Source organism: Stagnihabitans sp. (assembly GCF_964946895.1).
This window is the reverse complement of sequence record NZ_CBBQHX010000024.1, coordinates 57,052-68,350: the sequence shown is the minus strand read 5'-3', so window position 1 is coordinate 68,350 and position 11,299 is coordinate 57,052. Positions and strand designations below refer to the sequence as shown.

Genomic DNA, 11,299 nt, shown 5'->3' with positions numbered 1-11,299 from the left:
CGCACCACCTTCAGGTCGTGACTGATGAACAGATAGGACAGGCCGCGATCCTTCTGCAGCTTGCGCAACAGGTCGATGATCTGCGCCTGCACCGAAAGGTCAAGCGCACTGGTCGGCTCGTCCAGCAGAATGAACTCCGGCTCCATCGCGATCGCCCGGGCAATTGCCAGTCGCTGGCGCTGCCCGCCAGAGAATTCATGCGGGAAGCGGTTCAGGATGGTGTCCGGCATCCCGGCATCGCGCAGCGCCTTCTCCACGCGGGCGATACGGTCTTTCGACCCCGTGCCGATGTTGTTGACGATCAGGCCTTCCTCGATGATCTGACGCACTGACATGCGGGGGTTGAGGCTGGCAAAAGGATCCTGAAACACGATCTGCATCCGGCTGCGCAGGGGCTTCATCTGCTTGCGGTCATAGGCCTCGATCCGCTGGCCCAGAAAAGTAACCTCGCCGCCGTTCAGGGTGTTCAGCCGCAGCAAGGCCTGCCCGAAGGTGGTCTTGCCAGAGCCGGATTCCCCCACCAGACCAAGGGTTTCCCCACGTTTGAGGTCAAGCGACAACCCGTCCACCGCCTGCAGCTTGGAATAGGTGCCACGAAACGCCCCGCCCCGGCGCAGGGTATAGGTCACGCGAACATCCTTGCCGGACAGAACCGACTCCGACCCCACCTCTAGCGCATTGGCGCGGCCCTTGGGTTCGGCACCGAGCAGGCGCTTGGTGTAGGGATGCTGCGGGTTGGTGAAGATCTGCTCGGTCGGACCTTCCTCGCGCACAAGGCCGTGCTGCATGACATAGACATGGTCGGCAAACTGCCGCACGACCGTCAGGTCATGGGTGATCAGGATCACCGCCATACCGGTCTTGGCCTTCAGCGCCTTGATCAGGTTCAGGATTTCCGCCTGAACCGTCACATCCAGCGCCGTCGTCGGCTCATCCGCAATCAGCACGTCGGGGTTGTTGGCCAAGGCCATCGCGATCATCACACGCTGCCTTTGGCCGCCCGACAACTGGTGTGGATACTGGTTGATGCGGCTTTCCGGGTCGGGGATCTGCACTTCGGCCAAGAGTTCGATCGCCCTTTTCCAGGCGGCATCCTTGCTGATCTTGTTGTGAATCCGCAGAACCTCGGCCAGCTGAGTGCCGACCTTGTAGACCGGGTTCAGGGAACTCATCGGCTCCTGAAAGATCATCGACAGACGGTTGCCACGCAGAAAGCGCATCTGGCTTTGCGGCAGGCGGGCCATGTTCTTGCCGTCATACATGATCTGGGTGGCATCCGAGACCCTTGCCCGCTTGGACAACAGCCGCATGATCGCCCGCGCCGTCACCGACTTGCCCGAGCCGGATTCCCCCACCAACGCAATCGTCTGGCCCTTGTGCAGGGTGAAGGACACGTTCCGGACGGCCTCGACCTCGCCGCCCAGCACCTTGAACGTCACACCCACATTCTGGGCGTCAATTACCACGTCGTTAGCGGTCATATCGCGCACCTCAATACGGGTCTACAGCGTCGCGCAGGCCATCGCCCAGCGAGTTGAACGAGAACACGGCGACCAGAACGAAGCCCACCGGCGACAGGATCCAGGTATGGGTGCCAATCGACCCCAGAGTGCCCGCATCCTGCAGCATCAGCCCCCAGGAAATCAGCGGTGGCTTCACGGCAAAGCCCAGGTAGCCAAGGAAGCTTTCCAGCAGGATGATCGACGGGATGCCCAAGGTCACGGCGACGATCACATGGCTCAGCACGTTGGGCAGGATGTGGCGGGTGATGATCCGCCCATCCGAGGCACCGACAGCAACCGCCGCCCGCACATAATCCACCCGGGCCATCGACATGGTCTTCGACCGCACCTCTCGGGAAAGCTGCGCCCAGCCCAGGCCCACGATCACCAGAATGACGAAGCTGAGGAACACCGAACTTGGCGCGGTCGGTGGGATCAGCGTGGTCAGCGTCAGGTACAAAGGCAGTTGCGGGAAGGCGAGGATGATTTCCACAAATCGTTGAAACCACATGTCAAATCTGCCGCCGATATAGCCCGAGGTGATGCCCAGCAAGGTGCCGATGATGGTGATCAGCGTGATCGACACCAGCGAGATCATCAGAGTCAACCGGCTGCCGAAGATGCCGCGCGACAGGATATCACGGCCCAGCTTGTCGGTGCCCAGAAGGTGCAGCGGCGTACCATCCTCAACCCCGAACAGATGCCGGTCCAGCGGGATCAGACCCCAAAGGTGATAGGGCGCGCCCTTGCCAAGCAGCACCAGATGGCGCGGATGGTCCAGATCGGGGCCGGTCAGCGGCTGGAAGGTCACCGGGTCCAGTGCCGTGCCTTCCACGATGGAATAGGCCACCGGCCACAACGTAAAGCCGTCCTTGGTGTAGAACGACACCTGATCCGGCGGGGCAAACGAGGCGGTCGGCTGGTTCGGGTCCATCGGGGCCACGAACTCGGCAAAGATCGCCGTCAGCAGCAACAGGCACACCAGCGTCAGCCCGACCATGCCGGGAACCGACCGGCGGAAGCGCCGCCAGACAAGGGCCCGATAGCTTTGGTTCTTGGTGTTGCCGGTCGAGATCCGCTCGTCGGCGGCTTCGCCTTCGTGAATGGTGCTCATGCGTCATTCCCCACCCGGATGCGCGGGTCCAACAGGGCCAGCAGCACGTCTGCGATGATATTGCCGACGATCAGGGTCGCCCCCAGCACCAGCAACAGCGAGGCGGTCACGAAGACATCGCCGATGGCCATGGATCCGACGATGGCCGGGCCGATGGTGGCAAGACCGAAGACGATGGCCACCTCGATCTCGCCGGTCATCATGTAGGGCAGCACGACGCCCTGATAGGCAATCAGCGGATGCAGCGCATTGGGTACGGCATGGCGCAGGATGACCTTGCTTTCGGACAGGCCCTTGGCGCGGGCGGTTTCCACATATTGCATGTTCAGCGTGTCCAAGAGGTTGGCCCGCATGACGCGCATGTTGTAGGCCAAGCCCCCGATCGTCGCCACGGCCACCACCGGCCAGACGTGCTGCACCAGATTCCACGCCTTGGCCCAGTTGAACTGGAACCAACCCAGCCACCAGTCCTGCCCGCCGAACTTGGTCGAGAAGAACGAGCCGATTTCCTGCACGTTCAGCTTGTAGGCCAGAATGTACAAGATCAGCAGCGCCGCCAGAAAGCGCGGGATGGTCATGCCAAGGAAGGCCACGAAGGACAGCACAACGTCGATCCAGGTGTATTGCTTGACGGCCGCGATGATCCCGAAGCTGATGCCCAGCAACGACGCCAGGATGTGGCAGGTCAGCGCGATCAGGATGGTCTTGGGCAGGCGCTGTTCGATCACGTCCAGCACGGGCTTGTTGTACAGATAGCTCTCACCGAAATCGAGACGGCTGACGATGCCCCAGACCCAGCGCAGATACTGGATCACCATGGGATCGTTCAGGCCATGGGTCTCGCGATACGCCTTGGCCGCTGCATCCGCCGCCTCGACCGTGGCATTACCCTGCACGATCATGTTGGTGCGGATGAAGTCGCCATAGTCGCCGGGCGGGGCCTGAATGATGATGAAGGTGATGATGGACATCACGATCAGCACAGGAATGGCCTGAGCGAGGCGGATGGCCAGAAAACGCAGCATGGCTCACCTCTGTTGGGGGAATGGATCAAGGGGGCTGCGGGGTCTGACGCGGGGCCAGTCCATCACCGCAAGGCACGGTCCGGGGTTCTCCGGCGAGCAAGGCGCCCGCCGGAGCAAGAGGGTTGGCCTCAGTTGGCCGTGATCGGACCCTTGTCGCCCGGTTTGCCCGGCAGCGTGTTCGGGTGCAGTTCCGCGTTGATCTGCTTGTCTTTCGGAACGAAGACGCGTTCACGGATGATGTTGTCTTCAGCCCAGTTGTACATGAAGATCGGCGCGCCCGGGGGAATGTTGGCGAACCGCTTGTTGACGATCAGGGCACCCGGATAGGCCGTGAGGCCGATACCGTCCAGATTGGTCGTGTAAACATTCTGGTAGTGCTTCATCAGGCTCTGACGCTCGGCCGGATCGCGGCTGGCGATGAACTTGTTGACCGTATCGACCAGATCCTGCTCGTAGGGCAGAAGATCCAGCTCGCCCTTGTCGTTGCCCTTGTGGTGGTTCGACGTGGTCGGACCGGTGGGCGCCAATGAGGCGGTGTTCTGCACCACGGTGATCAGTTCGGTGCCGTTGCGGATGATGATCCAGTCGAACTTGCCGCTGTCGCGGGCGTTGTCGAAGTCCTTCCCGGTCAGCGCGTTCAGCGTCACCTTCACGCCGATGTCGCCCATCATCGCAACCACGCCTTCGGCAAGGTTCTTGTCGGTGGCATAGTCAGACTGTGTCAGCAGCGTGACGTTCAGGTCAGCCCCGCCTTTCACGTTGACGAAACCGTCGTTGTCGGTGTCCTTCAGGCCTGCCGCATCCAGCTCGGCCTTGGCCGAAGCCACGTCGAACGGGTAATAAACGGTGGAGGCCTTGTCGTAGTAGGACGTGCCGTCATAAAGGCCGCCCGGATAGATCGCGGTGAACGGGCCCTTCACAAGGCTGTCACCCAGACGTTGCCGATCAAGCCCGTAGGAAATGGCCTTGCGGAAGTCGAGGTTGCGGTTCAGGTCGCGGATCGCCTGCTGATCGGCAGTCGGTTCGCCCCAGCCGTTGCCGGACAGGTTCGGGAACAGCGAGTAGCCGATGGTGCGCGGGCCGAACGCCAGCTTGGCGGGCGAGGCCGGGTCGGCAGCCTTCTTCAGGCTTTCGACATAGTTTTCCGCCTGTTCCAGGTTCGAGAAGTCGCCCGTCCCTGCCACGGCCTGCACGTCGCGGTCGGCCCAGGTCGACAGGCGGTACTGCATTTCGTCCAGGTAGGGCAGTTGGTTGCCGGCTTCGTCCACCTTCCAGTAGTAGGGGTTGCGGCGCAAAACGACGACATCGTCAGGACGATGCTCGACCACGACCCAGCCGCCCATCGTCGGGAAGTTCATGTAATCGGCCGGGAAGGCATCGTGGAAGGATTGGTAGTCCTTGCCGCCGTACTTCGGATGCTGCGGCTTCAAAAGGTGCGCCGGGCCGGGGCAGAAGTTGCCGTAGGCGAAGTTGTACAGCACCGATTCCGGGAAGGGCGTGTCGAAGGTCAGGGTGAAATTGTAGTCGTCGATGTTCTTGTAGACGCCATTCGCATAGGTCTCGGCCGAGGCGCCCATCAGCGGCGTCACGTCCTTGTCCATCACGACATCGTTGTAATAGAATTCCGTATCTGCGGTGGTGAAGGGCGCGCCGTCCGACCACTTGGCACCCTCGATCAGGTGCACGGTCAGGGTCTTGCCGTCCTTGGACCATTCCCAAGACTTCGCAAGGTTGGGCATCGGCTGCAGGTCGGCAGAGTTCACTTCGAACAGCGGGCCGGTCCGGGTCAGGCATTCCACCAGACCGATGTCGATGCCGCCCCAGCCATAGGATTGGCCGGCCCAGAAGTTCCAGCCTTCCGGACGGCCGCCGATGACGTGGCGCATCACGTCGCCATAGACACCGGTGCCATCGGGTTCGTTTGCGGTCTTGTAGACCAGCGGCTCTTTCGGCAGACGCTCAGCCAGCGGCGGCAGCTTGCCGGCGGTTTCAAATGCCTTGACCCAATCGGGCTCGTTGTAGGCGGGCAAGGCCTTGTAATCGTAAATGTCCGAGCGGTTGACGAAAACAGGGGTGCCCTGAGCGTCAAACTTGGGCGCGTCCGGCGGAGTGGTGGGTGCCATAACATCGGCACGCACAGCCACCGCGGACACACCCAGCAAAAGCGCCGCCAAAGCGACGCGCTGGATCTTCATGGTTCATCTCCTCCCGTTGACCCAAAGAAGGGCCCGTGTTTTGCGATTTGGACGCAGTCCCGAAAGCGGTTTGATTCCACCTTGGGTATGGAACACTCTGCGGACAATCCGGCTTTACAACAATGGCGTTTTGCCAGATTCTATTCCGGCTTTCTCAGATCGGACCCATGCCCCCATGAAAGACACCCCCGACAGCGATCGCCTCAAGGGTGCACCGCGCCACGAAAGACACTTCTACGCGGCCAGCCGCGCCTTTGGCCGCTTCGGCATGCGGATCTTTGATCCGCAGACAATGGACAAACCCCATTGGCATGGCCATGTGGAGGCGAACTTCTGCATGAACCACGTCATGGGCTATGATGTGGACAACGAAGCGGTCGAGGTGCCTGCGGGCCGGCTGGCGATCTTCTGGGCCGGGATCCCGCACCGCCTGCATACAGTGACACCCTTGGGCCCTGAAGCGCCCAAGCTGGCCAATATCTATCTGCCCTTGGACGCTTTTCTGATGATGAACCACATCATGCCGATGCAGGTGGCGCTTTTGGGCGGCGGCATGGTCTTGCTGCCAGAGCAGCTGTGCTCCGAGGATATGGTGCGGCGCTGGTATGCAGACTACCGCTCGGGCGATTTCGAACGGACCGAGGTGCTGAAGATGGAGCTGAACGCCCTGTTCCGCCGCGCTTTCATCGGCACGCCAGACTTCCTGCGCCTGCCGCGCAATGATTCGGTGGGCGAGCGGGCCTTGAGTTCGGTGCACATCCGCCATGTCATTGCGATGGTGCGGCTGGTTCTGGAAAACCTCGACAAGCCTCTCAAGAACGCCGACATCACCGCCGTCACCGGATTGCACGAGAATTACGCACTTGGGTTATTCACCCGCATCATGCAGATCCCGCTCAAGCAATTCGTGCTGCGCATGCGGCTGATGCGGGCAAGGGCGCTGCTGGTGGAAAGTTCTCTGGCGATTGCTTCGGTGGCGGAAGCCTCGGGGTTCACCTCGATCAGCCAATTCTACCACCAGTTCAAGTCAGCCTATGGCATCGCCCCAAATGCGGTCCGCAGCCAGTATCTGGCATAGCAGGTCCGTGTCCGACGGCATTGGCAAGGGATTGATGGTACCGCTTCCCCGGCTTGAACGGGGGACCTCTAGATCCACAATCTAGCGCTCTAACCAACTGAGCTAAAGCGGCACATCATCGCCAAGGTCATCAACCCCGGTTGGCGGTGATTTAGGGACTTCATGCGGGGGGGTCAACCCGGAAAATCAAGAACCTGCCTGCAACGCAGGTGGCCAAGCTTGACAGCGCCCCGCCCCTCGCCCAAACCGCAAGCCATATCGAGAAGGGGATCGCCATGGGGATCGACAAGCAAAGCGACATTTCGGCCAATATCCAGATCGGACCAACCGATCAGGGCATGGTCCGCATCTATATCGAGGCCGATGACGGCACCGAAATTCCGATGGATTTCGAACCGGACGAGGCGCTGGACATCGCCGAGGAACTGCGCGCCGCCGCTGAGACCGCCCGCGCCATGGGTGGCAAGCCCGCACCGAAGAAGAAGTAAGGTGGGGTCAAACCCCACCCTACGCTAGCCCACCAGTGCGGCGACGCCCGGGTCACGATAGGCGTGCAGCCGGGCAGCCGCGTGGCGGGCGAACTTGTGCAGCAAAGCCTTGCGCCGCGCCCCTGCCAAAGGCGTCTCGGGGCCCATCCGGACAATCTCGGCATCATAGGCATCGGCCAGAATCAGGCCGGTGCCTTCCGGCAGCACCTCGGTCGGGAAATCGGCATCGACCGCCCAGAAGAAGCGGTCGCAAAATTCCAGATAGCCCTGCCACTTCTGATCCGCGCGGAAATCCGCCCGGCCGGATTTGCATTCGATCACCCAGACCTCGCCCTTCGGCCCCAGCGCCATCAGATCGACGCGCAGGCCGCTGACCGGCACCATTTCTTCAACGGTCACGAAATCCAGCGCCCTCAGCGCCCGCGCCACGCCGCGCGCCAACCGCTGGCCGGGCATCGGCGGCAAAGGGTCTTCGGCAAGGCGGGCAGTCGGGTCCATCCGTCAATCTTGAACGAAAGAAGAACAGCAGGCAAGCCTTGCGTAAACGTCCGCATGCGCCTATCTAAATCTTTGGCGGGTTCTGCTCTTCTCGTGCGAGGCAACTTTTCCAGTGGCCGATAAGCAAACGCATGGGAGCTGGCTCTGACAGGATCCTGGTCCTGCTACCTGGCGCCCACCTGAGACCTCTGGCTCTCGGGAAAACATCGTCTCCACGGCCGCTGCGGGCCCGCCACCTTCCCCAGCACGCATGAAAAAACCCGAGGCGCAAACCCCGGGCCAAACCCAAATTATGCTGAATTCAGCGGCGCTTGCGCTGCGTTGCCGCGCGAACGGTGGCTTCCACCCGGATCGGGATCAACTTGCCACCGCGCGGGGCGTGATCTTCGGCCAGACCCATCACCGCGATGGCGAACTGCACACCGGCAAACAGCACGCCATGGAACACCCACAGCATCAGCGCCGCCACCACACCCATGTCAGACTGCAGCACCAGCCGCCCGATCCCCGCCACATCCAGCCCCACCAAGGCCCCGACAAACCCAGCCGCCAGCGCAAAGCCGAACGCCACATTGACGATGTAAAGCTTGATGAGCTGGGGCATGATTCCTCCTCGGGAAAGCCATGATCTCAACCTGATGCTAACATGACCCGATTGCAAGGGAAGCGGATTAATTATGATGGGCAGGCCTGACGCTGATTTCCGCCCAGTCCCGCCCAAATTGCATCCAAATGACCAAGCGCCGCCCGCGTCCGATGCCCTCAGGTTGAAAGATCCCACGGAGATGCGGGTCTGCGCCCCCGCTTCTGGCAAATGCCAAGCGGTCAGAAGCCTTCCGGCGTGATCTCATGCGCCATGTGATCCAGCACGGCGTTGACGAACTTCGGCTCCTTGCCATCCGGGAAGAAGGCTTTGGCCACGTCGACATATTCCGTGATCGCCACCCGCGGCGGCGTCGGCATCGAGGTCAGTTCCGCCCCGGCCGCCCGAAACAGGGCCCGGATCACCGGGTCGATGCGCGCGATCGGCCATTTGGCCACCAAGGCGCGGTCGGTCAACTGGTCGATCCGGGCCTGCAGGTTCACCGCATGGTCAACCACGGCGCGGAAATGGTCCACATCGCCCTCGGCCATTTCGTCTTCGTCATAGACGGCGCCAAAGCGGTGCGTCTCGAATTCCTTGGTCACGGCTTCCACCGTCTGGCCCGAAGATTCCATCTGAAACAGCGCCTGCACGGCATACAGCCGGGAGGCGGATTTCATCTGCTTCTTGGCGGCCTTCTTCTGGTCTGCCGTCAGTTTGTCAGCGGTCATGCGCGAAACCCGATCCCTTTCGTCTGGCCCGCCCATTTGCGCGAGATTGCGATCAGGTGCAAGGCCGCAGCCACTGCCACCCCACCTTTATCCTGACCGGCCGGGTCAGACCAGCGCAGCGCTTCGGCCCGGTCCGCCGCCAGCAGCACCGCTTGGCCGATGCAGGCCCCGCCAAGGTTCAGCGCCATCAGCGCCCGCCCCGTCTCGGCCGCCAGTTGCAGTTGGACTGGTCCCGTGCCCACCACCAGCCCCAGCGCCGCATAGCCGTCAAACTCCGCCAGCCGCTCGGCCAGGGCCAGCGCGGGGGGAAGTTCCAGAACACCCGGCACCTCCAGCACCTCAACCTCGGCGCCAGCCCGGGCGGCCACAGCTTTCGCGCCGGCCAGCAGATTGGCCGAAATCTCGGCATCCTGCGGGGCCGAGACGATCAGCAGCCGCACCGGCTTGGTGAAGGCGGGCAAGGGCAGCGCAACATAAGGGTCGGGGTTGGCCATGGGATCACCTCCTTTGGGCCCCCTCTCCTTACCGAAAAACTGCCCCGCGCGCCAGAGCGGCCATGGCCGCGCCGGCCCGAAGCCATCGCCGCGAACTTGCCATCACAGCCCGGGCTTTTGCCTCAGATTTGCCATGCACTGGGCGGAGTGTCAGAGATTGGAAAGGTTTCCCCCTTTAACCTCGCGCACAAATCAGCGATCCAGAGGGGGATTGCCGGAAAGGTTTTGGATGACGGCTGCGCTGCAGACCTCGGCAAAGGGGCACAGGTTTCTGTTTCTGCAGGGACCCCATGGCCCCTTTTTCCATCGGCTGGGCCGGATGCTGGCGCGCGCTGGGGCGCAGGTCTGGCGCGTTGGCTTCAACCGGGGCGACCACGCCTTCTGGCCCACCAAGTCCAACTACATCCCCTACAAAGGTCTGGCAGAGGAATGGGAACCCACCTTCCGCGCCCTTGTGGCCGAGAAAGCCATCACTGACATCGTGCTGTATGGCGACACCAGGCCGATCCATGCGCAGGCCGTGGCAGCGGCGCGGGCGCTTGGCCTGACCGTCCATGTCTTCGAAGAGGGTTATCTGCGCCCGCATTGGGTCACCTATGAACGCGGCGGGGCCAATGGACACTCGCGCCTCATGCAGATGTCGATCGCCGCCATGCAGGCCGCCACCGCCCAACTCGACATGGAATTGCCCGACGCGCCCGCCCATTGGGGCGACATGCGCCAGCACATGTTCTGGGGCGCGCTTTACCACTGGTTCGTCCTCACCGGCTTCTGGGACTACCGCAATTTCCGGCCGCACCGCACCTTGACGGTGGGGCAGGAGTTTTTGCTGTACCTCAAACGTCTGGCCCTTCTGCCCCTGCACCGGGCCGAACGTCTGGCGGCGACCCTGCGCATCCAGTACGGCGGTTTTCCCTATCACCTTGTCCTTCTGCAACTGGAACACGACTCCAGCTTCCAGATGCACTCGCCGTTCCGCAGCATGACCGAGTTTCTGGCGCTGGTTGTGGAAGGCTTCGCCAAGGGCGCACCGGCGCACCACCACCTGGTCTTCAAGGCCCACCCGCTGGAAGATGGTCGCGTTCCTGTCGCCCGAGAGATCCGCCGATTGGCGGCACAGCATGGCGCCGGTGACCGCGTGCATTTCGTGCGCGGCGGCAAACTGGCCCGGCTGTTGAACCACGCCCGCACCGCTGTCACCGTCAACTCCACCGCCGCCCAGCAAGTCCTGTGGCGCGGCCTGCCGTTGAAGGTCTTCGGGGCCGCCGTCTATGCCAAGCCCGAATTCGTCTCCAGCCAACCTCTGGCAGAGTTCTTTGCCAAGCCCACGCGCCCCGACAGCAAGGCCTACCGCGACTATCGCCACTATTTGCTGGAGACCAGCCAGATCCCCGGCGGCTTCTACTCCGCCCGGGGGCGGCGCGAATTGCTGCGCCAAGTCGTCGACATGATGCTGCAATCGGAGGACCCCTATGACGCCCTCACGTCAGGAAACGCGGCACCACGGCAACAGTTGCGCCTGGTAAACTAGACTTTCGCGCCGCGCCGCAAACTCCGCACTTTCAATTTACACTTTGGTTATGTAGCGTTA

The 11,299-nt window shown here is 62.3% G+C and carries 11 protein-coding genes and 1 tRNA gene; 3 read left to right on the top strand and 9 right to left on the bottom strand.

What is annotated here, in order from left to right; genetic code table 11:
• The 4 genes from AC1Y2B_RS15485 to AC1Y2B_RS15470 all read right to left on the bottom strand — a co-directional run.
• Positions 1-1,481 (bottom strand): ABC transporter ATP-binding protein (locus tag AC1Y2B_RS15485; protein ID WP_482254004.1); only part of this gene is annotated, 1,481 nt, incomplete at its 3' end.
• Positions 1,482-1,491: 10 nt separating this feature from the next.
• A complete protein-coding gene (locus AC1Y2B_RS15480) occupies positions 1,492-2,616 on the bottom strand; it encodes an ABC transporter permease (protein WP_482254003.1) in 1,125 nt (374 codons plus the stop codon).
• The gene (locus AC1Y2B_RS15475; RefSeq protein ID WP_482254002.1) at positions 2,613-3,641 is read right to left on the bottom strand and encodes an ABC transporter permease; all 1,029 of its coding nucleotides are present in this window, start codon (positions 3,639-3,641) and stop codon (positions 2,613-2,615) included. The genes AC1Y2B_RS15480 and AC1Y2B_RS15475 overlap by 4 nt, the downstream gene beginning before the upstream one ends.
• A gap of 128 nt (positions 3,642-3,769) precedes the next feature.
• Complete coding sequence (locus AC1Y2B_RS15470; protein WP_482254001.1) at positions 3,770-5,836, bottom strand: ABC transporter substrate-binding protein; 2,067 nt, start codon at positions 5,834-5,836, stop codon at positions 3,770-3,772.
• Between the two features lie 175 nt (positions 5,837-6,011).
• Here AC1Y2B_RS15470 and AC1Y2B_RS15465 point away from each other — a divergent pair, with 175 nt between their 5' ends.
• On the top strand, positions 6,012-6,914 hold the full coding sequence (locus tag AC1Y2B_RS15465; RefSeq protein WP_482254000.1) for a helix-turn-helix domain-containing protein: 903 nt from the start codon (positions 6,012-6,014) through the stop codon (positions 6,912-6,914).
• A gap of 35 nt (positions 6,915-6,949) precedes the next feature.
• Here AC1Y2B_RS15465 and AC1Y2B_RS15460 read toward each other — a convergent pair.
• Positions 6,950-7,026 (bottom strand) — tRNA-His (locus AC1Y2B_RS15460).
• A gap of 163 nt (positions 7,027-7,189) precedes the next feature.
• On the opposite strand from AC1Y2B_RS15460, the gene AC1Y2B_RS15455 reads away from it, so the two are divergent.
• The gene (locus AC1Y2B_RS15455) at positions 7,190-7,402 is read left to right on the top strand and encodes a DUF6324 family protein (protein WP_482254008.1); all 213 of its coding nucleotides are present in this window, start codon (positions 7,190-7,192) and stop codon (positions 7,400-7,402) included.
• 24 nt (positions 7,403-7,426) lie between these two features.
• Here the strand turns inward: AC1Y2B_RS15455 and AC1Y2B_RS15450 are convergent, their stop codons facing one another.
• The 4 genes from AC1Y2B_RS15450 to AC1Y2B_RS15435 all read right to left on the bottom strand — a co-directional run bounded on the left by AC1Y2B_RS15450 (position 7,427) and on the right by AC1Y2B_RS15435 (position 9,708).
• Positions 7,427-7,900 carry an MmcB family DNA repair protein gene (locus AC1Y2B_RS15450; protein WP_482253999.1) on the bottom strand — a complete coding sequence of 158 codons (474 nt, stop codon included), beginning with the start codon at positions 7,898-7,900 and terminating at the stop codon, positions 7,427-7,429.
• Positions 7,901-8,201: 301 nt separating this feature from the next.
• Positions 8,202-8,504, bottom strand: coding sequence for a hypothetical protein (locus tag AC1Y2B_RS15445; RefSeq protein ID WP_482253998.1), 303 nt, complete (start codon positions 8,502-8,504; stop codon positions 8,202-8,204).
• 221 nt (positions 8,505-8,725) lie between these two features.
• Entirely contained in the window at positions 8,726-9,214 is a 489-nt protein-coding gene (gene nusB, locus AC1Y2B_RS15440) for a transcription antitermination factor NusB (protein WP_482253997.1), read from the bottom strand.
• Positions 9,211-9,708: a 6,7-dimethyl-8-ribityllumazine synthase gene (locus tag AC1Y2B_RS15435; protein WP_482253996.1), complete on the bottom strand. Its 498-nt coding sequence runs from the start codon at positions 9,706-9,708 to the stop codon at positions 9,211-9,213. Before AC1Y2B_RS15435 ends, nusB begins: the two co-directional genes overlap by 4 nt.
• A gap of 229 nt (positions 9,709-9,937) precedes the next feature.
• On the opposite strand from AC1Y2B_RS15435, the gene AC1Y2B_RS15430 reads away from it, so the two are divergent.
• Positions 9,938-11,239, top strand: coding sequence for a capsule biosynthesis protein (locus AC1Y2B_RS15430; RefSeq protein ID WP_482253995.1), 1,302 nt, complete (start codon positions 9,938-9,940; stop codon positions 11,237-11,239).
• Positions 11,240-11,299 lie beyond the last annotated feature (60 nt).

Excerpts from the sequence above, each read along its gene's own strand:
- AC1Y2B_RS15480 (WP_482254003.1), bottom strand. The coding sequence starts at position 2,616 with ATGAGCACCATTCACGAAGGCGAAGCCGCCGACGAGCGGATCTCGACC.
- AC1Y2B_RS15475 (WP_482254002.1), bottom strand. The coding sequence starts at position 3,641 with ATGCTGCGTTTTCTGGCCATCCGCCTCGCTCAGGCCATTCCTGTGCTG.
- AC1Y2B_RS15470 (WP_482254001.1), bottom strand. The coding sequence starts at position 5,836 with ATGAAGATCCAGCGCGTCGCTTTGGCGGCGCTTTTGCTGGGTGTGTCC.
- AC1Y2B_RS15465 (WP_482254000.1), top strand. The coding sequence starts at position 6,012 with ATGAAAGACACCCCCGACAGCGATCGCCTCAAGGGTGCACCGCGCCAC.
- AC1Y2B_RS15455 (WP_482254008.1), top strand. The coding sequence starts at position 7,190 with ATGGGGATCGACAAGCAAAGCGACATTTCGGCCAATATCCAGATCGGA.
- AC1Y2B_RS15450 (WP_482253999.1), bottom strand. The coding sequence starts at position 7,900 with ATGGACCCGACTGCCCGCCTTGCCGAAGACCCTTTGCCGCCGATGCCC.
- AC1Y2B_RS15445 (WP_482253998.1), bottom strand. The coding sequence starts at position 8,504 with ATGCCCCAGCTCATCAAGCTTTACATCGTCAATGTGGCGTTCGGCTTT.
- nusB (WP_482253997.1), bottom strand. The coding sequence starts at position 9,214 with ATGACCGCTGACAAACTGACGGCAGACCAGAAGAAGGCCGCCAAGAAG.
- AC1Y2B_RS15435 (WP_482253996.1), bottom strand. The coding sequence starts at position 9,708 with ATGGCCAACCCCGACCCTTATGTTGCGCTGCCCTTGCCCGCCTTCACC.
- AC1Y2B_RS15430 (WP_482253995.1), top strand. The coding sequence starts at position 9,938 with ATGACGGCTGCGCTGCAGACCTCGGCAAAGGGGCACAGGTTTCTGTTT.